The 23,508-nt window shown below is 70.3% G+C and carries 24 protein-coding genes; 11 read left to right on the top strand and 13 right to left on the bottom strand.

From position 1 onward, the window contains the following. The first annotated feature begins 3 nt into the window (after positions 1-3). From AB0P41_RS17280 to AB0P41_RS17265, 4 genes are all read left to right on the top strand, one after another. Complete coding sequence (locus tag AB0P41_RS17280) at positions 4-921, top strand: F0F1 ATP synthase subunit gamma (protein ID WP_356711602.1); 918 nt, start codon at positions 4-6, stop codon at positions 919-921. Beyond that, positions 921-2,363: a F0F1 ATP synthase subunit beta gene (gene atpD, locus AB0P41_RS17275; RefSeq protein ID WP_356711599.1), complete on the top strand. Its 1,443-nt coding sequence runs from the start codon at positions 921-923 to the stop codon at positions 2,361-2,363. Before AB0P41_RS17280 ends, atpD begins: the two co-directional genes overlap by 1 nt. Positions 2,364-2,472: 109 nt before the next feature. Next, positions 2,473-2,847: a F0F1 ATP synthase subunit epsilon gene (locus AB0P41_RS17270; RefSeq protein ID WP_104789137.1), complete on the top strand. Its 375-nt coding sequence runs from the start codon at positions 2,473-2,475 to the stop codon at positions 2,845-2,847. A gap of 142 nt (positions 2,848-2,989) precedes the next feature. Further along, positions 2,990-3,436 carry a DUF2550 domain-containing protein gene (locus tag AB0P41_RS17265; RefSeq protein ID WP_014154045.1) on the top strand — a complete coding sequence of 149 codons (447 nt, stop codon included), beginning with the start codon at positions 2,990-2,992 and terminating at the stop codon, positions 3,434-3,436. A gap of 229 nt (positions 3,437-3,665) precedes the next feature. Here AB0P41_RS17265 and AB0P41_RS17260 read toward each other — a convergent pair whose 3' ends face one another. From AB0P41_RS17260 to AB0P41_RS17250, 3 genes are all read right to left on the bottom strand, one after another. Beyond that, complete coding sequence (locus AB0P41_RS17260; protein ID WP_356711596.1) at positions 3,666-5,546, bottom strand: glycoside hydrolase family 18 chitinase; 1,881 nt, start codon at positions 5,544-5,546, stop codon at positions 3,666-3,668. A 163-nt stretch (positions 5,547-5,709) separates the two neighbouring features. Next, a complete protein-coding gene (locus tag AB0P41_RS17255; RefSeq protein WP_365932705.1) occupies positions 5,710-6,351 on the bottom strand; it encodes a response regulator transcription factor in 642 nt (213 codons plus the stop codon). Then, positions 6,348-7,544 carry a histidine kinase gene (locus AB0P41_RS17250; RefSeq protein ID WP_365932703.1) on the bottom strand — a complete coding sequence of 399 codons (1,197 nt, stop codon included), beginning with the start codon at positions 7,542-7,544 and terminating at the stop codon, positions 6,348-6,350. Before AB0P41_RS17250 ends, AB0P41_RS17255 begins: the two co-directional genes overlap by 4 nt. 150 nt (positions 7,545-7,694) lie before the next feature. Between AB0P41_RS17250 and AB0P41_RS17245 the strand changes: the two genes are divergently transcribed. Beyond that, positions 7,695-8,252 carry a hypothetical protein gene (locus AB0P41_RS17245; RefSeq protein ID WP_365932701.1) on the top strand — a complete coding sequence of 186 codons (558 nt, stop codon included), beginning with the start codon at positions 7,695-7,697 and terminating at the stop codon, positions 8,250-8,252. Here the strand turns inward: AB0P41_RS17245 and AB0P41_RS17240 are convergent, their stop codons facing one another. From AB0P41_RS17240 to AB0P41_RS17230, 3 genes are read right to left on the bottom strand one after another with little or no spacing between them, the layout of a single operon-like run. Beyond that, the gene (locus AB0P41_RS17240; protein WP_356711589.1) at positions 8,253-8,825 is read right to left on the bottom strand and encodes a cob(I)yrinic acid a,c-diamide adenosyltransferase; all 573 of its coding nucleotides are present in this window, start codon (positions 8,823-8,825) and stop codon (positions 8,253-8,255) included. Between the two features lie 51 nt (positions 8,826-8,876). Next, a complete protein-coding gene (locus tag AB0P41_RS17235; protein ID WP_356711587.1) occupies positions 8,877-9,626 on the bottom strand; it encodes an ABC transporter permease in 750 nt (249 codons plus the stop codon). A 7-nt stretch (positions 9,627-9,633) separates the two neighbouring features. Continuing rightward, positions 9,634-10,413, bottom strand: coding sequence for an ATP-binding cassette domain-containing protein (locus AB0P41_RS17230; RefSeq protein WP_356711584.1), 780 nt, complete (start codon positions 10,411-10,413; stop codon positions 9,634-9,636). Positions 10,414-10,494: 81 nt separating this feature from the next. On the opposite strand from AB0P41_RS17230, the gene AB0P41_RS17225 reads away from it, so the two are divergent. The 4 genes from AB0P41_RS17225 (at position 10,495) to AB0P41_RS17210 (ending at position 15,395) form a co-directional block, all read left to right on the top strand. Continuing rightward, positions 10,495-11,136 carry a helix-turn-helix domain-containing protein gene (locus tag AB0P41_RS17225; RefSeq protein WP_356711582.1) on the top strand — a complete coding sequence of 214 codons (642 nt, stop codon included), beginning with the start codon at positions 10,495-10,497 and terminating at the stop codon, positions 11,134-11,136. A 126-nt stretch (positions 11,137-11,262) separates the two neighbouring features. Next, positions 11,263-12,111: a 3-hydroxyacyl-CoA dehydrogenase family protein gene (locus AB0P41_RS17220; RefSeq protein WP_365932699.1), complete on the top strand. Its 849-nt coding sequence runs from the start codon at positions 11,263-11,265 to the stop codon at positions 12,109-12,111. A gap of 243 nt (positions 12,112-12,354) precedes the next feature. Beyond that, a complete protein-coding gene (locus AB0P41_RS17215) occupies positions 12,355-12,678 on the top strand; it encodes an STAS domain-containing protein (RefSeq protein WP_014154038.1) in 324 nt (107 codons plus the stop codon). A gap of 248 nt (positions 12,679-12,926) precedes the next feature. Then, on the top strand, positions 12,927-15,395 hold the full coding sequence (locus AB0P41_RS17210) for an ATP-binding protein (RefSeq protein WP_365932698.1): 2,469 nt from the start codon (positions 12,927-12,929) through the stop codon (positions 15,393-15,395). 69 nt (positions 15,396-15,464) lie between these two features. On the opposite strand, the gene nucS is transcribed toward AB0P41_RS17210, so the two are convergent. Continuing rightward, entirely contained in the window at positions 15,465-16,136 is a 672-nt protein-coding gene (gene nucS, locus AB0P41_RS17205; protein WP_203182493.1) for an endonuclease NucS, read from the bottom strand. 257 nt (positions 16,137-16,393) lie between these two features. Between nucS and AB0P41_RS17200 the strand changes: the two genes are divergently transcribed. Continuing rightward, positions 16,394-16,786 (top strand): SCO5389 family protein, encoded by a 393-nt coding sequence (locus tag AB0P41_RS17200; RefSeq protein ID WP_104789158.1) that lies wholly within the window; start codon positions 16,394-16,396, stop codon positions 16,784-16,786. An 89-nt stretch (positions 16,787-16,875) separates the two neighbouring features. Here AB0P41_RS17200 and AB0P41_RS17195 read toward each other — a convergent pair whose 3' ends face one another. Then, the gene (locus tag AB0P41_RS17195) at positions 16,876-17,907 is read right to left on the bottom strand and encodes an LLM class flavin-dependent oxidoreductase (RefSeq protein WP_365932697.1); all 1,032 of its coding nucleotides are present in this window, start codon (positions 17,905-17,907) and stop codon (positions 16,876-16,878) included. Positions 17,908-18,121: 214 nt separating this feature from the next. On the opposite strand from AB0P41_RS17195, the gene AB0P41_RS17190 reads away from it, so the two are divergent. Then, positions 18,122-18,451, top strand: a complete 330-nt coding sequence (locus AB0P41_RS17190; protein WP_104789162.1) for an ATP/GTP-binding protein — start codon at positions 18,122-18,124, stop codon at positions 18,449-18,451. A 14-nt stretch (positions 18,452-18,465) separates the two neighbouring features. Here the strand turns inward: AB0P41_RS17190 and AB0P41_RS17185 are convergent, their stop codons facing one another. The 5 genes from AB0P41_RS17185 to AB0P41_RS17165 all read right to left on the bottom strand — a co-directional run bounded on the left by AB0P41_RS17185 (position 18,466) and on the right by AB0P41_RS17165 (position 23,390). After that, complete coding sequence (locus AB0P41_RS17185; protein ID WP_356711574.1) at positions 18,466-19,329, bottom strand: ABC transporter permease subunit; 864 nt, start codon at positions 19,327-19,329, stop codon at positions 18,466-18,468. After that, positions 19,326-20,456 (bottom strand): ABC transporter ATP-binding protein, encoded by a 1,131-nt coding sequence (locus AB0P41_RS17180; RefSeq protein WP_356711572.1) that lies wholly within the window; start codon positions 20,454-20,456, stop codon positions 19,326-19,328. The genes AB0P41_RS17185 and AB0P41_RS17180 overlap by 4 nt, the downstream gene beginning before the upstream one ends. A 113-nt stretch (positions 20,457-20,569) precedes the next feature. Continuing rightward, on the bottom strand, positions 20,570-21,349 hold the full coding sequence (locus tag AB0P41_RS17175) for an ABC transporter permease subunit (RefSeq protein ID WP_365932696.1): 780 nt from the start codon (positions 21,347-21,349) through the stop codon (positions 20,570-20,572). A 5-nt stretch (positions 21,350-21,354) separates the two neighbouring features. Then, the gene (locus AB0P41_RS17170; RefSeq protein WP_365932694.1) at positions 21,355-22,365 is read right to left on the bottom strand and encodes an ATP-binding cassette domain-containing protein; all 1,011 of its coding nucleotides are present in this window, start codon (positions 22,363-22,365) and stop codon (positions 21,355-21,357) included. A gap of 86 nt (positions 22,366-22,451) precedes the next feature. Further along, positions 22,452-23,390, bottom strand: coding sequence for a cellulose-binding protein (locus AB0P41_RS17165; RefSeq protein WP_356711566.1), 939 nt, complete (start codon positions 23,388-23,390; stop codon positions 22,452-22,454). Positions 23,391-23,508 lie beyond the last annotated feature (118 nt).

The raw sequence follows: 23,508 nt of genomic DNA, 5'->3' as shown, positions 1-23,508 counted from the left end.
TCGATGGGCGCTCAGCTTCGCGTTTACAAGCGCCGCATCCAAGCCGTCACCGCGACCAAGAAGATCACCAAGGCGATGGAGATGATCGCCGCCTCGCGCATCGTCAAGGCGCAGCGCAAGGTGGCGGCGTCGATGCCGTACGCGACCGAGCTCACCCGTGCGGTGACCGCGGTGGCGACCGGCTCGAACACCAACCATCCGCTCACCACCGAGGCCGAGGCTCCGGCCCGGGCGGCGGTCCTGCTCCTCACGAGCGACCGCGGTCTGGCCGGCGGCTACTCCTCCAACGCCATCAAGGCGGCGGAGCGGCTGAGGGAGCGGCTGGCGGCCGAGGGCAAGGAGGTCGACACGTACATCGTCGGCCGCAAGGGTGTCGCGTACTACGGCTTCCGCGAGCGCAAGGTCTCGGAGTCGTGGACCGGCTTCACCGACAGCCCCGAGTACTCGGATGCCAAGAAGATCGCCGCGCCCCTGATCGAGTCCATCCAGAAGGACACGGCCGAGGGCGGCGTCGACGAGCTGCACATCGTCTTCACGGAGTTCGTGTCGATGATGACGCAGAACGCGGTCGACGGCCGGATGCTGCCGCTCTCGCTCGACCAGGTCGCGGAGGAGAACACGGGTAAGGGCGAGATCCTTCCGCTGTTCGACTTCGAGCCGTCGGCGGAGGACGTCCTCGACGCCCTTCTGCCGCGCTACGTCGAGAGCCGTATCTACAACGCACTGCTGCAGGCCGCTGCTTCCGAGCACGCTGCCCGCCGCCGTGCGATGAAGTCGGCGACCGACAACGCCGGGGATCTGATCAAGAGCCTCTCCCGGCTTGCCAACGCGGCCCGCCAGGCCGAAATCACCCAGGAAATCAGCGAGATCGTCGGCGGTGCAGGTGCGCTGGCCGACGCGTCCGCGGGGAGTGACAAGTAATGACGACGACAGTTGAGACGGCCGCTGCCACGGGCCGCGTCGCCCGGGTCATCGGCCCGGTCGTCGACGTGGAGTTCCCCGTCGACGCGATGCCGGAGATCTACAACGCCCTGCACATCGATGTCGACGACCCGGCCGAGGCCGGCGCTCGTAAGACGCTGACCCTGGAAGTCGCCCAGCACCTGGGTGACGGCATGGTCCGCGCGATCTCGATGCAGCCGACCGACGGTGTGGTCCGCCAGGCCCCGGTGACCGACACGGGCGAGGGCATCACCGTCCCCGTCGGTGACATCACCAAGGGCAAGGTGTTCAACACCCTCGGCCAGATCCTGAACGAGCCGGAGGCCGAGGCGCAGATCACCGAGCGCTGGCCGATCCACCGCAAGGCCCCGGCCTTCGACCAGCTCGAGTCCAAGACCGAGATGTTCGAGACCGGCCTGAAGGTCGTCGACCTGCTGACCCCGTACGTCAAGGGCGGCAAGATCGGTCTGTTCGGTGGTGCGGGCGTCGGCAAGACGGTCCTCATCCAGGAAATGATCATGCGTGTGGCGAAGCTGCACGACGGTGTGTCGGTGTTCGCCGGTGTCGGCGAGCGCACCCGTGAGGGCAACGACCTCATCGACGAGATGACCGACTCGGGCGTCCTGGAGAAGACCGCGCTGGTCTTCGGCCAGATGGACGAGCCGCCGGGCACCCGTCTGCGGGTCGCGCTGTCCGCCCTGACCATGGCGGAGTACTTCCGCGATGTGCAGAAGCAGGACGTGCTGCTCTTCATCGACAACATCTTCCGCTTCACGCAGGCCGGCTCCGAGGTCTCCACGCTGCTCGGCCGCATGCCGTCCGCGGTGGGTTACCAGCCGACCCTGGCCGACGAGATGGGTGTGCTCCAGGAGCGCATCACCTCGACGCGTGGTCACTCGATCACCTCGATGCAGGCGATCTACGTCCCCGCGGACGACCTGACCGACCCGGCCCCGGCCACCACGTTCGCCCACCTCGACGCGACGACGGTTCTCTCCCGTCCGATCTCCGAGAAGGGCATCTACCCGGCCGTGGACCCGCTGGACTCCACGTCCCGCATCCTGGACCCGCGCTACATCGCGCAGGACCACTACGACACGGCCAGCCGCGTCAAGGGGATCCTGCAGAAGTACAAGGACCTCCAGGACATCATCGCGATCCTCGGTATCGACGAGCTGGGCGAGGAGGACAAGCTCGTCGTCCACCGTGCCCGTCGCGTCGAGCGCTTCCTGTCGCAGAACACCCACGCCGCCAAGCAGTTCACCGGCCTGGACGGTTCGGACGTGCCGCTCGACGAGTCGATCGCCGCGTTCAACGCGATCTGTGACGGGGAGTACGACCACTTCCCCGAGCAGGCGTTCTTCATGTGCGGTGGCATCGAGGACCTCAAGGCCAACGCCAAGGAGCTCGGCGTCTCCTGAGCCTCCGGCTCACCGAGGGGGGTGGGTGTGTCCCGCCCCCCTCACCACGCCCCGTAGAATTGAACCGACACCCGGCACGACCGCCGGGTGGTGACCCGAGGAGCCACCCTTGGCTGCTGAGCTGCATGTCGAGCTGGTCGCCGCGGACCGCAGTGTCTGGTCCGGCGAGGCCACCCTCGTTGTCGCACGTACCACGTCCGGCGACATCGGCGTCATGCCCGGTCACCAGCCGCTCCTGGGTGTGCTGGAATCGGGCCCCGTGACGATCCGTACGAGCGACGGCGCGACTGTTGTCGCCGCTGTGCACGGCGGTTTCATCTCGTTCGCGGACAACAAGCTCTCGTTGCTGGCGGAGATCGCCGAGCTTGCTGACGAGATCGACGTCCAGCGCGCCGAGCGTGCGCTGGAGCGCGCGAAGTCGGAGACGGACGCCGGTGCCGAGCGCCGCGCGGACGTGCGACTGCGTGCGGTGGCGGCGCACTGAGCGTCCCCACGAGGAGTTTTTGACTCAGCCGCGGCCCGAGCTGGAGAGATCCAGACCGTGTCGCGGCTGAGGCGATGCAGGTGCAGTCCGGTTCGGCCGGTTTCGGTATCCGTTACTCGACGATGCGAGGAGGTCGGTGGAGATGGTCCTCGCTCTGTGGGTTGGCGGTCTGGTCGTCGTACTGGTCGCGGTGGGTCTGTTCGTCTTCGGCCTCCGCAGGCGGCTGATCCAGCGCTCCGGCGGAACCTTCGACTGCAGCCTGCGCTGGGACGTGTCCGAGGAGCCGGATCCGTCCGGCAAGGGCTGGGTCTACGGGGTCGCCCGCTACAGCGGTGACCGTGTCGACTGGTTCCGGGTCTTCTCCTACTCGCCCCGTCCGCGCCGCGGTCTCGAGCGCTCCGCCATCGAGGTGGTCGCGCGCCGGCTGCCCGAGGGCGAGGAGGAGCTGGCACTCCTGTCCGATTCCGTCGTGCTCGGCTGTCTCCACCGGGGGACGCGCCTGGAGCTGGCGATGAGCGAGGACGCCCTGACGGGCTTCCTCGCCTGGCTGGAGGCGGCCCCGCCCGGCCAGCGAGTCAATGTGGCTTAGTCAAAGGGTTCTCGCTGGTTGGGGGCGCCCCCGGACGAAGTCTGGGGGAGGGTCAATGTGGCTTAGTCAGAGGGTTCTCGCTGGTTTGGGGCGCCCCCGGGCGAAGTCTGGGGGAGGGTCAATGTGGCTTAGGTGGAAGGTCGCCTGAGGGCATGCGAAAACCGGGGAGACAGGGGGCGGACCTGTCTCCCCGGCGCTTTTTCGGGGGGGTGCGACTGCCTCGTAGGGGTTAGTTGAGGCCGTTGTCCATCGCGCTCACGAGCTCACCGTTCGCGGTGTCGCCGCTGAACTCCCAGAAGAACGCCCCGCCCAGACCCTGGCTGTTCGCCCAGGCCATCTTGGACGTGATCGTCGCCGGGGTGTCGTAGCTCCACCAGTTGGTGCCGCAGTGGGCGTACGCCGTACCGGCGATCGTGCCGGTGGCCGGGCAGCTGTTCTTCAGGACCTTGTAGTCCTCGATGCCCGCCTCGTACGTACCCGGGGCCGCCCCAGTCGCCGTGCCACCGGGTGCCGCCTGTGTGACGCCGGTCCAGCCGCGTCCGTAGAAGCCGATGCCCAGCAGCAGTTTCTTCGCCGGGACGCCCTTGGCCTTCAGCTTGGCGATGGCGGCGGCGGAGTTGAAGCCCTCCTGCGGGATGCCGCTGTACGAGTTCAGCGGGGAGTGCGGGGCCGTCGGGCCCTTGGCCGCCCAGGCGCCGAAGAAGTCGTACGTCATCACGTTGTACCAGTCGAAGGACTGCGCGGCGCCGGCGTAGTCCGCGGCGTCGATCTTGCCGCCCTCGGAACCGTCCGCGGTGATGGCGGCGGTGACGAGGTAGTCCGAGCCGAATTCCGTGCGCAGCGCCGAGGAGAGGTTCTTCAGCGCGGCGGGGCCGCTGGTGTCGCAGGTCAGACCGCAGGCGTTGGGGTACTCCCAGTCGATGTCGATGCCGTCGAAGACATCGGCCCAGCGGGGGTCCTCCACCAGGTCGTGGCAGGACTGGGCGAACGCGGCCGGGTTCTGCGCCGCGGCACCGAAGCCGCCGGACCAGGTCCAGCCTCCGAAGGACCAGAGGATCTTGATGTGCGGGTACTCGGCCTTCAGCTTGCGGAGCTGGTTGAAGTTGCCGCGCAACGGCTGGTCCCAGGTGTCGGCGACGCCGTCGACCGACTGGTCGGCGGTGTAGGCCTTGTCGTAGTCGGCGTAGGCGTCACCGATGGTGCACTTGCCGCCCTGGACGTTGCCGAACGCGTAGTTGATGTGTGTGATCTTCTCGGCGGAGCCGGAGGTCACCAGGTTCTTGACGTGGTAGTTGCGCCCGTAGACGCCCCACTCGGTGAAGTAGCCGAGGTTGACCTTGTCGCCCGGGCCGGGGCCCGGGTCCGTGGTGCCGGTGGTGCGGACGGCGACCGAGGCGCTGACCGGGCCGGTCTGGTCGGCGGTGTCACGGGCCTGCACCGTGTACGAGTAGTCGGTGCCCTTGGTGAGGCCGGTGTCGGTGTACGTCGTCGTGGTCACCGTGGCGACCTTGGCGCCGTCGCGCAGGACGTCGTAGTTCTTGATGCCCTTGTCGTCGGTGGCGGCGGCCCAGCTGAGCTTCGCCGACGTGTCGGTGATGCCGCTCGCGGTGGGGGTGCCGGGCTTGGACGGGGCGTTGTCGCCGGGGACGCTGCCGCCGTCACAGGAGGCGCCGTTCAGCTTGCAGCCGGTGGGGGAGCCGGTGCCGGTGCCGTTGAAGCCGAAGCTGATGCTGGCGCCGGGGGCGACCGTGCCGTTCCAGCCGAGGTTCTTGGCGGTCCAGTGGGTTCCGGAGCTCGTGACGGCGGCGTCCCAGGCGGAGCCGACCGCGGTGCCGGAGGGGAAGTCCCACTCGATCGTCCACGAGGAGAGGGCGGTCGTGCCGGTGTTCTTGACCGTCCACTGGCCTTCGAAGCCACTGCCCCAGTCGGACTTCTTGACGTAGGTGGCGGTGGCGGAGGTGGCGGCCTCGGCCGGAGAGGCCAGGCCGACCATCGCGGCGAGGGGGAGCAGGAGTGCGGTGAGAGCCGCGACCGTCCTCGACCTGGCGGGGGCGGAGGCTGCGCGTCTCCATCTGGGTCGGGAGAGGCGTACGGGGTTGTCAGTGCTCAACGGTGCTCCTCGGGTGAGGTCCGGCAATCGGGGTGGTCCGTCAAACCCTGCGTCGCCCTGAGCCCGCTTTGTCATGGCGTACTCACCGCAGCGTGTGTCCGGTGAGATTAGGAAGGTCTGGACCAATCGTCAAGAGGTCCAGACCAAAGTTCCGGAACCTTCCTCAGAGCCCCAACTCCTGAGCTAGTACGGCCGCCTGGACCCGGCTGCGCAGCTCCAGCTTGCCGAGCAGCCTGCTGACGTGTGTCTTCACCGTCGCCTCCGCCATCGACAGCCGCCCCGCGATCTCGGCGTTGGACAGCCCCTCGCCGAGGCAGCCCAGCACCTCGCGCTCCCGCCGGGTCAGCGCGTCCAGCACCGCGGGATCGGCCGTGCGCGCGGGCGCCGCCCCGGCGAACTCCGCGATCAGGCGGCGTGTCACGGCGGGGGCGATCAGCCCCTCGCCCCGTGCCACCGTGCGCACCGCGTCGAGCAGGTCCCTCGCGTCGGTGTTCTTCAGCAGGAAGCCCGACGCGCCGGCGCGCAGCGCGCCGAAGACGTACTCGTCCAGGTCGAAGGTGGTCAGCACCAGCACGTCCGCCAGCCCCTCACCCACGACCTGCCGCGTCGCGGACACCCCGTCGAGCCGGGGCATCTGCACGTCCATCAGCACCAGATCCGGCCGGAGTTGACGGGCCAGGCGCACGGCCTCCTCCCCGTCGGCCGCCTCGCCCGCCACCTCGATGTCCGGAGCGCTGCCGAGGATGAGCACCAGCCCCGCGCGCACCGCCGACTGGTCCTCCGCGACCAGCACCCGGATCGTCATGAGCGGTACGTCCTTTCCTCGACGGGCAGTTCGGCCCGCACCAGCCAGATCTTCGTTCCGTCGCCCCGGGGTTCCGGCCCGGCCTCGATACTCCCGCCCAACAGCGCCACCCGTTCCCGCATCCCCACCAGACCGGCCCCCGAACCGGGTGCGCGCGGCCCCGGCCGATCACCCAGCACGCTGCTCACCTCGACCCTCAGCACCTCACGCGAACGCTCCAGCCGGACCGCCACCGGACCGGGTGCCGCATGCTTCAACGCGTTCGTCAGCGACTCCTGCACGATGCGGTACGCCGCGAGCTCCACCGGTGCCGGCAGCGGCCCGGACTCCTCGCGGACGTCGTCCAGGGTGACGGTGAGCCCACTGGACGCGGAGTTCGCGCTCGCCTGGCCGACGAGGACGTCCAGGGAGGCGAGGGTCGGAGCCGCGCTCGGCGGCCCGGCCGCGCCGCTCTCCCTCAGCAGCCCGATCAGACGCCGCATCTCGGCCAGCCCGTCGACACTGTTCTGCCGGATCACCCCGAGGGCCTCGCGGGAGGTGCCCGGATCGTCGATGGAGAGCGCGGCGGTGGAGTGGATGGCGATGGCGGAGAGATGGTTGGCGACCATGTCGTGCAGTTCCCGGGCCATCCGTGAACGCTCGGCGGTCACCGCCTGAGCCCGGTCCATCTCCGCCAGCAGCGCGGTCTGGTCGGCGCGCAGCCGGGCCGCCTCGGCGGCGTCCCGGTGGTTGCGCACGGCGGCGCCGGTGAGGGCAGGGCCGAAGGAGACCATGCCGACGACGATCCCGATGAGTACGGCGTCCGCCGACGGCGCCCAGGCGGTGAAGCCGACCGTGGTGGCGACCGTGACGAGCAACGTGATCACCGGAATGCGACGAGAGGCGGCGGGCGTGGAGTACAGCACCGCCGCGTACACGAGGTCCGTGAACAGCAGCAGGGTCGCGAGGCTCCCCACCGTGAACTGGTCGGCCACCAGTGCCAGCGTGCCGACGGCCAGAGCGGTGAGCGGGGCGCTGCGCCGTAGCAGTTCGAGGCCCGACATCACGACGAGCGGCAGCAGGGACACCGAGGGGGCGTCGAAGAGCCGGCCGTTCTGGATGTGGACACCGATCAGCCACAGGATCACACCGCCGGACAGCCCGGTGACCGCGAGCAGGACGTCGTCGCGATGCGGGCGCGCAAGGGAGAACACTCCCTCATCCAACACGGCGCCGGCCCGCACCACGTCCGTAGCCGGGGTGAGGCGCGGATACATCGAAGGATGCAGTCACGTTTCGTCACTGCCGACGACGATCCGGCGCCATACGGAAGGGAGCCTGGAGGGGACGGAAGGGGAAGTGCCGTGATCGTCACACTGATCGTGCTCTGCGAGGTCGGATTCTGGGTGCTGCTGGCCGCCGGACTCGCGCTGCGGTACGTCGCGCGGAAGCCGCGGCTGGGCGCCGCTGTCCTGCTGTGCGAGCCCCTGCTGGAGGTCGTCCTGCTGGTGGTGACGGCGATGGACCTGAAGAACGGGGCGGAGCCGGACTGGAAGCACGGCCTGGCCGCCGTCTACATCGGCTTCACCGTGGGGCTCGGCCACTCCACCATCAAGTGGGTGGACGCCAGGGTCGCCCACCGCTTCGCGGGCGGCCCGCCGCCGGTGAAGCCCCCGAAGTACGGGATGGCGCGGGCCGCCCACGAGTGGCGCACCGCGGCCCGCTGGACCGTGGCCGCGGGAACGGCCATGGCCCTGCTCCAGGCGGCGATCTGGTACGTCGGCGGGGACGGCGACACCGGCTCGCTGGAGGCGTGGCAGCAGAAGATGCTCTGGGTGATCGGGATCAACCTGGTCATCGCCGTCGGCTACACGGTGTGGCCCAAGCAGGAGCCCAGGGACCGGGTGGGGGCGGGCCGCTGATCAGCGCTCGCCGCCCGGCACCCAGAGTACGTCGCCGACCTCCTTGTTCGCCGTCCTGGCGAGGATGAACAGGAGGTCGGAGAGGCGGTTCAGATACGTCGCCGTCAGCGCGTTCATCACCTCGCCGTGCACCTCCAGCGCCGCCCAGGTGGACCGCTCCGCCCGCCGGACGACCGTGCAGGCCTGGTGCAGCAGTGCCGCCCCGGGGGTCCCGCCCGGGAGGATGAAGCTGCGGAGCTTCTCCAGCTCCTCCAGGAAGGTGTCGCAGTCCGCCTCCAGCTTGTCGACGTAGGACTGCTCGACCCGCAGCGGCGGGTACTTCGGGTCCTCGACCACCGGCGTGGACAGGTCGGCGCCCACGTCGAACAGGTCGTTCTGCACCCGGACGAGGACCTTCACGACGTCCTCGGAGAGGTTCCCGAGCGCGATGGCCGTACCGATGACGGCGTTGGCCTCGTTGGCGTCGGCGTAGGCCGAGATCCGCAGATCGGTCTTGGCGGTCCGGCTCATGTCGCCGAGGGCGGTGGTGCCCTTGTCGCCGGTACGGGTGTAGATGCGCGTCAGATTGACCATGGGGCCAGAGTAGGGTCTTTCGCCCGGCCTGGCCCGGACGAGAGGCCCTGGTCAGGCTCCGGCCCTGCGGAAGACACGCGTGCCGACCGTCACCGCCAGAAGGGCGAACGCCAGCGCCACCAGCACCCCGTACAGCATGTGCGCCGTGGCGTACGAGCCGACGTACGCGTCCCGCACCGCGTCCACCAGGTAGCGGAACGGCGTGAAGTGCGACAGGACGTCCAGCCAGGCGGGGCCGAGCGTCATCGGCAGCATCAGGCCGGAGAGCAGCATCGCCGGCATGGTCAGCGAGTTGATCACCGGCCCGAACTCCTGCGGCGTACGCACCTTCATGGCCAGGGCGTACGACAGCGAGGCCAGCGAGACGGTCAGCAGGCCCACGAACGCGAAGCCGATGACCACCCCGGGCAGCGGCGCGCGCAGCCCCATGACCAGCGCGGCGAGCACCAGCAGCAGGGCCTGGAACATGAACAGCAGGGCGTCCCGCAGGACCCGCCCGAGCAGGAGGGCCAGCCGGCTGACGGGGGTCACGCGCATGCGCTCCACGACCCCCGTCGACTTCTCGATGATGATCGAGAAACCGGCGAACGAGGCGCCGAAAAGGCCCAGTTGGAGCAGCAGCCCGGGCACCAGGACCTGCCACGAGTCACCGGTGGAGCCGAGCGGGAGACTTGTGAGGAGCGGGCCGAAGAAGAGCAGGTGGAGCAGCGGCATCAGGATCCCGAAGAAGATCTGGAACCGGGAGCGCAGGGTCTGCCGGACGTACCGGCCGAAGATCAGCGACGTGTCGTGGAGAAGCATGGGCGTCCTATACGGCGATGGGGGCGGCCTCGGCGGCCGGGGTGCGCCCGGTGATCGCGAGGAAGGTCTCATGGAGCGAGGCGTCGGGTGAGCCGGCGTGCTCGGTCTTCAGCGCGGCCGGCGCGCCCTCGGCGACGACCCGGCCGCTGTCGATGACGACCAGCCGGTCGGCGAGGGCGTCGGCCTCGTCCAGGTAGTGGGTGGTGAGAACGACCGTCGTGCCGAAGTCGTCCCGCAGGCCCCTGACCAGGTCCCACAGGTCCTCCCGGCTGCCCGGGTCGAGCCCGGTGGTCGGCTCGTCGAGGAAGAGCACGGCCGGGCGGTGGGTGAGGCCCATCGCGATGTCGAGGCGGCGGCGCTGGCCGCCGGAGAGCGCCGCCGTCCTGCGGTCGAGCAGGCCGTCCAGGCCGAGGCGGGCCGCCAGCTCGGCCGTGCGCGCGACCGCGTCGGCCTTGCCCAGCCGGTAGAGCCGCCCCTGGGTCACCAGCTCCTCCCGCACGGTGACGTGCGGGTCCACCCCGCCGGACTGCGCGACGTAACCGCACTTCTCGCGGACGCCCGCCGGGTCCGCCGTCAGATCGCAGCCGGCGACCGTGGCCGCGCCGCCGGTGGGGGCGAGCAGCGTGGTGAGCATCCGCAGGGTGGTGGTCTTGCCCGCGCCGTTGGGCCCGAGCAGGCCGACGATCTCGCCGGGCATGACGGCCAGGTCGACCGAACGCACGGCATGGACCGGCCCGGCCTTGGTCGTGAAGGTCCGGGCGAGCCCGGACGTGCTGATGATTGGCATAGCGACCACAAAAACAGAGTGACTTAAAAATTGCAATCCCTCCAAAATTATAGGGACACCACGACATCCTAGGATGGGTCCATGGCTGAGGGACTGAGGGAGCGGAAGAAGCGCCGGACGAGGCAGCACCTCTCGGACGTGGCCACCGGGCTCTTCGTGGAGCGGGGCTTCGACGCGGTCACGATCGCCGAGATCGCCCAGGCCGCCGACGTCTCGGTGAACACCGTCTACAACTACTTCCCCGCGAAGGAGGACCTCTTCCTGGACCGCAGCAGCGGCATCGTCGACCGGCTCCCGCGCTGTGTCCGGGGCCGCGACACGGGCGAGTCGGCCGCCGAGGCCGTCCTGCGTGAACTGCGCATCCAGGTGGAGGGCGTCTCGCCGACGGTCGGCCTCATGGACGGCTACGCGAGCTTCATGCGGGTCATCGAAGGCGCCGACACCCTCAAGGCCCGGCTCTGGCACATCGGTCAGGAGGCCCAGCTCCGGCTGGAGACGACCATGCGGGGGGAGTCCGGGGCGGATGCCGGCGACCCGGTCCCGGATCTGGTGGCCGGTCAGCTCTCCTGGGTGCACAGCACGCTCATGGCGTACATCGGCCGCGAGATGGTCGCGGGCCGCAAGCCGGAGGAGGTCTCGCGCGACGCGCTCGCCCTGCTCGACGACATGGAGGACCTCCTCGGCGAGAAGGTCCTCAACTACGCGCGGCGCGCCGCCGCGTGACACCGGCCGGTGTGATGTCCGTCATGTGAGACGTGACGCGCATCTCTTCGGGGCCTCAGGGCCCCTCACGGGTACTAATCTCCGCCGGAGAGCATGCGAACGACTGAGAAGCATTGGGGTGCGAACGTGGCCAGGAAGCTCGCCGTCATCGGCGCCGGACTCATGGGGTCCGGTATCGCGCAGGTCTCCGCCCAGGCGGGCTGGGACGTCGTGCTGCGCGATGTCACGGACGAGGCCCTGGCCCGGGGGCGCGGCGGCATCGAGGCCAGTTACGGCAAGTTCGTCGCCAAGGGCAAGCTGGACGCGGCCGACGCCGAGGCCGCGCTCGCCAGGATCACCACGACCACCGACCTCGACGCCGTGGCGCACGCCGACGTCGTCGTCGAGGCCGTCTTCGAGAAGCTCGAGGTCAAGCACGAGATCTTCCGCGCGCTCGACAAGGTCGTGCGGGAGGACGCCGTCCTCGCCTCCAACACCTCCGCCATCCCGATCACCAAGATCGCGGCCGTGACGGAGCGCCCGGAGCGCGTCGTCGGCGTGCACTTCTTCTCGCCGGTCCCGATGATGCAGCTCTGCGAGCTGGTGCGCGGCTACAAGACCAGCGACGAAACGCTCGCCACCGCGCGGGAGTTCGCCGAGTCCGTGGGCAAGACCTGCATCGTCGTCAACCGCGACGTCGCGGGCTTCGTCACGACCCGGCTGATCTCGGCGCTCGTCGTCGAGGCGGCCAAGCTGTACGAGTCGGGCGTCGCGTCCGCCGAGGACATCGACACCGCGTGCAAGCTGGGCTTCGGTCACGCCATGGGCCCGCTCGCCACGGCCGACATGACCGGCGTGGACATCCTCCTGCACGCGACCGGCAACATCTACACCGAGTCCCAGGACGAGAAGTTCGCCGCTCCGGAACTGATGCGCCGGATGGTCGACGCAGGTGACATCGGGCGCAAGAGCGGGCAGGGCTTCTACACCTACTGATCACGACCGGGTCCCCGGCTGCCTGATGCGCCGTCAGTCAGAGCCGGGGGATCCGGGATCCGACGCCGTCCGGCGCCCGGATCCAGCGGGTACCGCCGGACCTGCTTCACCCCTCGGGGTGAATTCGGTATCGGTTCGCTTACAGACGGCAACTTCCCTGTCGCTGCGGCAGTCAGTTGTGGCAGAGACAGAAAGAGAAACCAGACAGACCGACCTTGCTGCGGAGAGTTCCGGGGAGCGCATATGCACATCAGGGGCGACCACGCCGAGCTGGTCGTCGGGGGCCGCCTCGACGTCCGAAGCGCGGCGGACGCCCGTACGGTTCTGCACTCGGCCGTCGACGACGGAGCCGGCGACCTCGTGCTGAACCTGACCGAGCTGGACTCGTGGGACGCCACCGGACTCGGCGTCATCATGGGCGCGCACCGCAGAGCCGGCCGGGCCGGCCGGCGGCTCGTACTGCGCGGTGTGCCGCCGCAGATGCAGCGCCTGCTGGTGGCGACGAGGCTGCACAGGATCCTGGCGATCGAGGGCGGGCTCGCCGCGGACTCCCTGCCACGCGTCTGACGGGAACCGCGGGGCCCGCGCCCGGCCCGCGCCGCCCGGGAGCGGAAATACGCGCACAATCCTCACGAGAATGTGATGTGGGGAGCCGCGCGGCCCCCCACCGGATCGTAGATACTGTGCGAAGGTTTAGGGTTCGGCCGTCAGCCGATCGACGAGGACCCACTGGCGGACACCGGACCGGGAGCGACTGCGGGGCGTGCGAGGCCGGAGGGTGCAACCGCGCGCTGCGCGTCTGGGGGACTTAGACGATGGACCCGACCAACCGGGGACCCGAGGAGTACGGCCACGGAGCCGACCGTCCCGGCGAGGAAGCCGGGCGGCGGCGTCAGTCCCGCGACCCGCTGACGCCCGACCTCGGGCACCAGACACCTCAGCAGTCGCGCACGGTGCAGCTGATCTCGGGTGACTTCCTGCTCACCGTCAACCCGGTCGACGGCAGCGAGATCGAGCCCTGCCCGCCGGGGGAGCGGCCCGACCCGCCCGTACGGCACACCGCCGCCCAGCGTGTGGAGCGCGAGCGCGCCGCCGCGCCGCCGGTCCCCCCAGGACCGCCGGCCCCGCAGACACCCCTCCTGGAACGCCAGGAGGAGCGCGAGCGACTCGTACGGCTGCTCGCCCGGGGGCGCTCGGTGTGCCTCACCGGGCCGGCCGGGTCCGGGCGCACGGCCCTCCTGGACGCAGTCGCGGCCGACTGCGCGGACCTGGCACCCGACGGTGTCGTACGGCTCTCCGGATACAAGCGGACCGCCAACGAGCTGCTGTACGGGCTCTTCGAGGCCGTCCACCGCGCGCCGCTGCACCGGCCGGACCGCGAAGGGCTCCTCGCGCTCGTCCACGACATCGGCGCCGTCGTGGTCGTCGACGACCTGGAGCTCGGCGGCGCGGCGCTCCAGGAGCTGCTCGACGCCACCCCGGAGTGCGCCTTCCTCTTCGGCGCGACCCCCGAGGTGCCCGCGCCCGGACCCGACGCGAACCTCGAAGAGGTCTTCCTCACCGGGCTCGGCCGCAGCGCCTCGATCGAGCTGATGGAACACGTCGTGGAGCGCGCGCTCACCGACGAGGAGGCGAACTGGGCGGGAGACCTCTGGTTCGAGTCCGAGGGGCTGCCGCTGCGCTTCGTCCAGGCGGGCGCCCTGCTGCGCCAGCGCGACGATCTGCGCCCCGTCAAGGACGCGTTCGACGGGTACGACGACGACCCGGCCGACGCCCCCTTCGGCCGGGCCGAGGACGTCAGCCTTCCGCTCCCCAGCCTCGGCGAGGGCGCGGCGCCCGCGGCCCTGCTCGCGTCCCGGCTGAGCGAGGCCGCCCGCGAGACCCTGCGCTTCGCCGTCGCGCTCGGCGGCGAGGTGCCGCACCAGGCGCACCTGCCGGCCCTGGTGGGCGACACCCACGCCGACGCCGCACTGGGCGAGCTGGCCCTCAGCGGCCTGCTCTCCCCGGCCGGCCCCCGCTACCGGCTGGCCGCCGGGGTGCTGGCCCAGCTGGAGGCGAGCGGATACGACGAGAGCGCGGAGGCCCACGCCCGCAGCGCCGCCCAGCACTACGCCTGGTGGGCGGGCCACCCCTCCGTCACCCCGGAGCGCGCGGTCGCCGAGGCGGACGCCCTCCTCGCCTCGATGACCCGTCTCGTCCCCGGCGAGGCACCGGGACAGGCCAGCGTGGCCGTCCTGCTGGCCCGCAGCGCCGCTCCCGCCTTCGCTGCGGGAATGCAGTGGGGCGCCTGGGAGAAGGCCCTCAGGGCCGGCCTGGAGGCCGCGAGGATCGCCGGTGAGGTCGCGGAAGAGGCGTACTTCCACCACGAGTTGGGAGTCCTCGCGCTCTGCGCCGGCAATCTGGACCGCGCCAGGGCCGAACTGGAGGCATCCATCGGCATGCGCGGGGCGCTCGCCGACAAGCCCGGTGCGGTGGCCGGACGCCGGGCGCTCGCCCTCGTCGGTGACCGCTCGGGCGAACCGATACAGAGCACCCCGGCGGGCGAGGAGGTGCCGGCCCCGCGCCTCGACGAGTCGGCCTCGCCCCCCGGCGGCGTCCCGGCGGCCCTGCCCCTCTTCCCCCGGCTGACCGAGACGTCCGCGACCTTGATCGCCCGTCAGGTCCCGCCGCCCCCCGGTCCGCCCGCCGGGCGCATGGGAGTGCTCCGGGGCGCCCGGCGCAATCTCGTCGCGGTGGGCGCGGGCGCGCTGCTGGCAGCCGTGCTCGGCACGGTCGTGACCCTGGGAGCCACTTCGGGGAGCGAGGAGCCGGACGGCCAGAACGTCACGACCGAACAGACGGCGGACGAGGACGACAGCGAGAACGGTCTCCCCGCCGACGAGGCGACCGGTGACCCGGCCACCGACGAGGGCACGGCCGACGGATCCGAGTCCCCCAGCCCGTCAGGCACCACCGCCCCGACCGGGAGCGGCAGCCCGTCCCCGGGCACCTCGAGCCCGGGATCGAGTACCTCGGCCGGCGGGAGTCCCAGTGACTCGCCGACACAGGACGACAGCCCCACGCCGACGAAGAAGCCGACGGACGAGCCGACGGACGAGCCGACGACGCCGACCACCACGCCGTCCGACGAGACCGAGACGCCGACCGAAACCCCGACCGACGACCCGCCCACCACGGAGCCGGCCCCGACGGAGCCGGAGACCTCCAACTCGGCGAGCGGCCCGGCGGAGACCGTAACGGCCTCGGCGACGAAGAGCGGAACGGCGTCCCCGACGGTGGCCTGAACACGAAATCGCCGTACGGCTCCGGAGACCGGGCCGTACGGCGGTCGGTGAGCGGGCGGCGGCCCCGGGTCAGAACAGCCGCAGCTTGTCGTCCTCGATGCCCCGCATCGCGTCGTAGTCGAGGACCAGGCACCCGATCCCGCGGTCCGTCGCCAGCACCCGGGCCTGCGGCTTGATCTCCTGCGCCGCGAACACACCCCGCACCGGCGCCAGATGCGGATCACGGTTGAGCAGCTCCAGATAGCGGGTCAGCTGCTCCACACCGTCGATGTCACCCCGGCGCTTCAGCTCCACGGCCACCGTCGCACCGTCCGCGTCCCGGCACAGGATGTCGACCGGGCCGATCGCCGTCGGATACTCACGCCGGATCAGGGTGTAGCCCTCGCCGATCGTCTCGATGCGGTCGGCGAGCAGCTCCTGGAGATGCGCCTCGACACCGTCCTTGATGAGCCCCGGGTCGACACCCAGCTCATGCGAGGAGTCGTGGAGGATCTCCTCCATGGTGATGATCAGTTTCTCGCCCGCCTTGTTCACCACGGTCCAGACGCCCGCGCTGTCGTCGGCGCCCTCCTTCAGGGTGCACGGCGGCGACATCCAGTTGAGAGGTTTGTACGCCCGGTCGTCGGCGTGGATCGAGACGCTGCCGTCCGCCTTCACCAGGATCAGACGGGGGGCGGAGGGCAGGTGGGCGGTGAGCCGGCCCGCGTAGTCGACGGAGCAACGGGCGATGACGAGACGCATGGTCGGCAACGCTACTCGACGACCCACGGTCCACGCGATTCCCGCCCTCCTCAGGGGCACCTCCCGATCGGGACCGATCGGTCTTGTCCCTCTTTGCGACCGTTCGTTATTGGCCGGTTGTGTTCCCAATCTCCTGGTGCGGCCCGGACCGCACGCTTAACGTGGAAGCAGGAGGTCGCCGTCTGTGTACACAGCGTCGCCGTCCTGCCCTGCCCGTAAGGCCCCGGCGCTCCGCCGGGGTCGCGAGAGGAGAACCCATGTCGCTCGACGTCTCACCGGCGCTGTTGGAACAGGCCGAGCGAGGCGAGGTCGACGAAGCCGACTTCGTCGACTGCGTCCGGACCTCCCTGCCCTACGCATGGGAGATGATCAGCTCTCTGGTGGCCCAGCTGAAGGTCGACGGCGGAGAATTCGCCGACAACCAGACGCCCCCGCCGGACGAGCAGGCACGTGGTCAGCTGCTGCGTGCGCTCGCGAGTGATGCGATACGCGGCGCGCTGCAGCGGCACTTCGGGGTGCGTCTGGCATTCCAGAACTGCCACCGCGTCGCGGTGTTCCCGCTGGACGACTCGGTCGACGAGCGGCTTGCCCGATTCACCTCGGTGAGGGGCCAGTTGCTCAACCAGTCGCCTGAGCTGCGGGACTGCTGAGCGCTTCTGCTGCCGCTTCGGGCCGCGGGAGGTGCAACTGGCTCCGGAGCGGCAGCTCCCGCACCACCAGGACCACCGGCGTGAACTGCTCACACCAGCAACGGCAGCACTTCCGTGCCCAGCCGCTCCACATTGGTCTCCGTCGCCGCGAGATCACCCGAGCCCTCGACCATGAGCGCGAAGCGGGTGATGCCCGTGCGCTCCGCCGTGGCCGCGAGCCGGTCGGCGGCGAAGCGGGGCGGCCCCACCGGATGCAGGCCGCAGAGGAACTCCGTGTAGGCCACGGGGTCGCGCATCACCCGGCGCCGTCCGTCGACCGTCACATGGGCGTCGAGGCCCTGACGCAGCCAGCCCGGCATCGCCTTCACGAGCGTCTCCACGGCGTCCGCCGGACGGTCGGAGATCTGGGCCACCCCTGCGGACACATGTGCTACCCGCTCCGCGACCTCCGCCGGCTGACCGGCCTCCCGGGCCGCCGAACGCCAGAGAGCGACCATGTCGGCCTTCTCCTCGTCGCCGCAATGCATCCCGAGGAGCATCGGCAAACCCTTTTCAGCGGCGAGTTTCACGCTTTTCGGCGACGTGCACGCGACGATCACCTCGGGCCCCGGCGGACCGTCCCCCAGGAGCTCGTCGGCGCGGGGTACCACGGCCACCTCGCGGAAGCCGTAACGCTCGCCGCCCCCCGCCACCCGGGGCTTGTCCAGCCAGTCGAGCAGCAGATCCAGCGCCTCCGGGAAGCCCTTCTCGTACGCGTCGAGGCCACCGCCGAACACCTCCAGGTCGACCCACGGCCCGCCGCGCCCCACGCCGAGGGAGAAGCGCCCTCCGCTGGTCAGATGCAGCAGCGCGGCCTGCTCGCCGAGCGCGACCGGATGCTGGTTCGGCAGCACGCTCACCGCCGTGCCCACGCGGATCCTGCGGGTGCGGCCGAGCAGCAGGGCGGCCAGTGTCGTGGCGGACGGGCACACCCCGTACGGCACGAAATGGTGTTCCGCCAGCCAGACGGAGTCGAGCCCGGACTCCTCCGCGACCTCCGCGGAGCGGACCGCCCGGTGCAGGGCCTCACCCTGCCCCTGGCCCGGAAACTGAGCTGCCAGTACGAACGTTCCTACGCGCATCGCCTGTTACCTCCTTGCGGCCGACGCGGCTGTCCCTCTACCGGCAACAACGTCTGACACGTGCCAAAGGCACGGTCCAGGGCGAAGTTGTTGCGATTTTCCGGTAACCCACCCGCCCCTCGGGTAGACATCCGCCACTCCCGACGCTGGTCAGCCGCCGGTGGCTCTAGGCTGGACGGAACAATCCGCCCGTGCCCGCCCCGTGAGGTGTCCCGTGTCCCCGCGCCGCAACCGCCCCCGAGGCGGCGAGAGTCCTACCGGCAGCCCACGAGAGGCGGGGGAGCGGTACGGAGGGGGCGGCGCCACGGAGAGCTGGCAGGGCGAGGAGTGGTCGGTGCGCCCGGTGAGCGGCGCGAGCGCGGCGGGCAAGCGCTATCGCTGCCCCGGCTGCGATCAGGAGATCCCGTCGGGGGTCCCGCACCTCGTCGCCTGGCCCGAGTTCGGCGGGATCGACGACCGCAGACACTGGCACAAGGCCTGCTGGAACGCGAAGGACCGCCGCACCACACGGGTGCAGCGGTCCAGGAACGCTCCGCGCTACTGAGCGACGGCCTCGGGTCAGACGTCCCGCCGGTCGAGCGAGAAGAGGGCGCCGGCCATGGCCACCGCGGTCACGCCGACAATGATCCACAGCGGCTCCCAGCCGGCCGGGCCCGACGAGGTCACCGACACCTCGTACATCGCGCCGAGCTGGTTCGGGATCGAGTACTCGAAGAGCGCCTGCTGCACGGAGGCCAGCGTCGGCGAGAACATGAACATCGCCAGCACCAGCGGGAGCAGCACCACCCCGATCATGATCGTGATGGCGCCCGCCGAGTGCCGGATGAGCGCGCCGAGCGCGAGCGAGAGCAGCCCGAGCGTCGCGACGTAGAGACCGACGCCCGCCGTGGAACGCACCCAGTAGCCGGCGTCCGGGGTGGCGCCGTCCAGCATGGCCGTCTGCAGGACGCCGACGATTCCCGTGGTGACCGTGGTGATCGTGAAGGCGAGCAGGAAGAAGACGATCGACTTCGCGATCAGCATCCGCGCCCGGCTCGGACACGCGGTGAGCGTCGTACGGATCATCCCCGTGCCGTACTCCGACGCGATGGTCAGCACGCCGAGAGTGATCACGCAGATCGAGCCGAGCAGCACGCCGAAGAAGCCGAGGCTGAGCACGGGGGTGTCGTCCAGAGGCGCGTCCGAGATGCTCACGGCGAACGCGGTGAGCAGCCCGATGCCGACCAGCAGCACGATCATCACGCCGAGCGTCCACACCGTGGAGCGCACCGAACGGATCTTCGTCCACTCGGAGGCGATGGCGTCACCGAGGCCGGGGGTGCGCACGGGGATCGGTGAGGCGTACAGGCCGGGCAGGCCGCCCTGGCCCGGCCGGGGCGGCTGGGGAGCCTGGTGCGCCTGCGGGGGCGGCGGCGTCGTCATCGGGGGTCCTCGCTGGTCCTGCGCTCGGGCCGGTCCGCGGTCTGCGCCGGCGCGGGTCCGGCCGGCGGTGCGGCGGCGTACGGGTTCTGCCCCGGGGGCGGCGGGGCGTACCAGCCCTGCTGCGGGACCTCCGGGGGAGGTGGGACGGGCACGTGACCGGTCGGGCCGTAGCCGGGGGGCGGAGGCGGCTGGAGACCTTCCTTGGCATCCGCCGTCGAGCGGTAGTCCACGGCGCCCTGCGTCATCCGCATGTACGCCTCCTCCAGCGACGCCTGGTGCGGCGAGAGCTCCCACAGCCGGACGTCCGACGCGTGGGCCAGCTCACTGATCCGGGGCAGCGGCAGCCCGGTGACGCGCAGGGCGCCGCCCGGCTCGTGCATGACCCCGGCGCCCGCCTCCGCCAGCGAGGCCGTCAGCTTCTCCCGCTCCTGGGGCCGGTCGTCCGGGACCCGCACCCGCGCGAAGTCCGCCGAGTTGGCGGAGATGAACTCCTTGATGCTCATGTCGGAGAGCAGCTGCCCGCGCCCGATCACGATCAGATGGTCGGCGGTCAGCGCCATCTCGCTCATCAGATGGCTGGAGACGAAGACCGTGCGTCCCTCGGAGGCCAGCTGCTTCATCAGGTTGCGGACCCAGAGGATGCCCTCGGGATCGAGACCGTTGACCGGTTCGTCGAAGAGCAGCACCTGCGGGTCGCCGAGCAGTGCCGCCGCGATACCGAGCCGCTGGCCCATCCCCAGCGAGTAGCCCTTGGACCGCTTCTTCGCGACGTCCTGGAGTCCGACGACGCCGAGGACCTCGTCCACCCGGGCCGCCGGGATACCGGCCAGCTGGGCCAGGCACAACAGGTGGTTACGCGCGCTGCGCCCGCCGTGCACGGCCTTGGCGTCGAGCAGCGCCCCGACCTGGCGCGGGGCGTTGGGAAGGCTGCGGAAGGCGTGGCCGCCGATCGTCACATGTCCGGACGTCGGCCGGTCCAGGCCGAGCATCATGCGCATGGTGGTGGACTTGCCCGACCCGTTGGGACCGAGGAAACCCGTGACGGCACCCGGCCGCACCTGGAAGGAAAGGTTGTGCACGGCCGTCTTGGCGCCGTAGCGCTTCGTCAGGCCGACTGCCTCGATCATTCTCCAGCCCCATCGGCTTATCTGTCGTCGGGGCCCAGGCCCGCGGCCGCACGCCCCCGTAAGAGTTAGGAGGATAACCAGCCGCAGGCGGTTCCGGCCAAGCCGTACGGGTGCTACGCGTCCCGCTTCCTCAGCACCAGGTAGCCGCCGGCCAGCGCCGCCACCACCCACAGCGCCATGATCCCCAGCCCCGCCCACGGGCCGTACGGCGCCGGGTCGCTGTTCATGGCGTCCGGGACCACCTGCATGATCTTGGAGCCGGCCTGGTCGGGGAAGTAGCGGGCGACGCCTTTGGCACCGGGGACCGCCGAGAGGATCTGCGAGACGAGGAAGAAGAACGGCATCAGGATGCCGAGCGACAGCATGGAGCTGCGCAGCATCGTGGCCACGCCCATCGAGAAGATCGCGATCAGGCCCATGTAGATGCCGCCGCCGAAGACCGCGCGCAGCACGTTCTCCTCGCCGATGCCCGTGGAGCGGTCGCCCAGCAGGGCCTGGCTGAGGAAGAACGTCACGAAGCTGGTGGCGAGACCGACCACCAGCGCCAGGACGCCGGCCACCGCGATCTTGCTGAAGAGGAACGACCCGCGCTGCGGCACGGCGGAGAGCGAGGTGCGGATCATGCCGGAGCTGTACTCCGTACCCACCACCAGGACACCGAAGACGACCATCGCCAGCTGGCCCAGGACCATGCCGGAGAAGCTCACGAAGGTCGGGTCGAAGGTGGCCTGCTCGGCTGCGGAGAGATCGTCGAACTGGCTGTTCAGCAGCGCGCTCAGGGCCGCGCCCATGGCGACCGTGACGACGAACGCGGAGATCAGCGTCCAGGTGGTCGACGAGACCGTACGGATCTTGGTCCACTCGGAATTCAGGACCGCGGGTACCGATGCCATCGCCGTCACACCCCCTTCGTGCCGCCGCCGGCGACGCCGCCGGCCTGCTGCTGGTTCCACTGGTCGCCCCAGTGCGGGCCCACCGGCGGTGGCGGCCGGTCACCGCCCTGTTCGGAGTGGGCGTGGTATTCCACGGAGCCTGCGGTCATCTGCATGAAGGCCTCCTCCAACGAGGCCCGCTGGGCGCTGAGCTCGTGCAGCACGATCCCCTCCCGGCCGGCGAGGTCACCGAGCCGCTCCGGGGCCTCCCCGTCGATCTCCAGCGTGCCGTTGCCCGACTCGACCGCGACGATGCCCTCCGCGTGCAGCAGGTCGCGAAGGCGCTCCTGTTCCGGGGAGCGCATCCGCACGAAACTGCGGGAGTTCTCGTGGATGAAGTCCGCCATCGAGGTGTCCGCGAGCAGCTTGCCCTGCCCGATGACGATCAGATGATCCGCCGTCAACGCCATCTCACTCATCAGGTGCGAGGAGACGAAGATCGTCCGGCCCTCCGCAGCGAGGGTCTTCATCAGATTCCTGATCCAGTGAATTCCCTCCGGGTCCAGCCCGTTGACGGGTTCGTCGAACATCAGGATCTCGGGGTCGCCCAGCAGCGCCGCCGCGATACCCAGCCGCTGTCCCATACCGAGGGAGAAGCCCTTGGACTTCTTCTTCGCCACCGCGGTCAGACCGACCGTGTCCAGCACGTGCGAGACCCGGCTCGCCGGGATGCGGTTGCTCTGGGCGAGACACAGCAGGTTGTTGTACGCGCTGCGCCCGCCGTGCATCGACTTGGCGTCCAGCAGGGCCCCGATGTGCTTGAGCGGCTCCTGGAGGTCGCGGTAGTGACGGCCGTCGATCCGCACCGTGCCGCTGGTCGGGTTGTCGAGGTCGAGCATCATCCGCATGGTGGTGGACTTCCCCGCCCCGTTGGGGCCGAGGAAACCCGTCACCATGCCCGGTCTGACCCGGCATGACAGATGGTCGACGGCAACCTTGTTGCCGAAGCGTTTGGTGAGGCCGTCGAGCTCGATCATGCGCTCACGCTAGAACGGCCGCGCGCCCGGCGCCACCACAAAGGCGGAACCGGGCGCGCAAGGGGTACAGCTGATGTAGGTGTCGCTCAGCGGGTCTGCTGGGCGGGGACCCCACGGGTGGCGGACTCGTCCTCCGCCGGGGAGCCGGCGGCGGCGACCGCGGCACCCGTCAGCGTCGCCAGCATCTCGCGGACGTTGGTCAGCTGGGCGTTGATCGAGTCGCGGCGGTTGGTGAGCGCCGCCAGCTCGCGCTCCGACTCGCTGCGGATCCGGTCGGCCTTGGCGTTCGCGTCGGCCACGATGTCCTCGGCCTGACGCTGAGCCGTCTCCACCGTCTGACGGGCCCGGCGCTCGGCGTCCGTACGGAGCTTCTCGGCCTCCAGGCGGAGCTGCTCCGCACGGTGCTCGATCTCGGCGAGGCGCTTCTCGGCCTTCGCCTGACGGGACGCGAGGTCGCGCTCCGACTGCTCACGCCGCTTGGCGAGGTTCGTCTCGAAGTCCGCGGCGGCCTGGGCGGCCTTGGCGCGGGTCTCCTCGAAGAGGGCGTCCGCCTCCTCGCGCTTCTGCTGGGCGTCCTTCTGGGCGTCGGTGCGGAGCGTGCTCGCCTCGCCCTTGGCCTTCTCGACGATGCGGACGCCGTCGTCCTCGGCCTTCGCCTTGCGCTCCGCGGCGAACGTCTCCGCGTCGTTGCGCACCTGCTGGGCGGCCGACTCGGCCAGCTCACGGTGCTGCTCGGCCGCGCGGCGGGCCTCCTCACGCAGGTCCTTCGCCTCCTCCTCGGCGAGACGGAGGATCTTCTCCACGCGTGCACCGAGCCCGGCGTACGACGGCTCGGCGTCGTTGACCTGGGCCTGGGCGTTCTGCGTTTCGAGGTGGAGCTCCTCGATGCGCTTTTCCAGAGAGGTGATCCGTGCGAGAGCGCTGTCACGGTCGGCGACGATTTTGGTAATGCGGTCGTCCACCTGACCGCGGTCGTATCCACGTCGCACGAGCTCGAAGCCGAAGGGGGAGGAAGGGTCGCTCATGGGGTTCCTGTCGAATGAGACCGGTGAGGTGTTAGGGGGAATCCTAGGGGCCGGAACGGCGTGTCAACGTGAAGATGCCGCTTTGGTATGGAGAATGACACCCCTTTTGAGTGGCTGA

The organism is Streptomyces sp. NPDC079167 (assembly GCF_040686735.1).
GTDB lineage: Bacteria > Actinomycetota > Actinomycetes > Streptomycetales > Streptomycetaceae > Streptomyces.
Note: the sequence above shows the minus strand (reverse complement) of the source record. Positions and strands in the feature narration are given on the sequence as shown.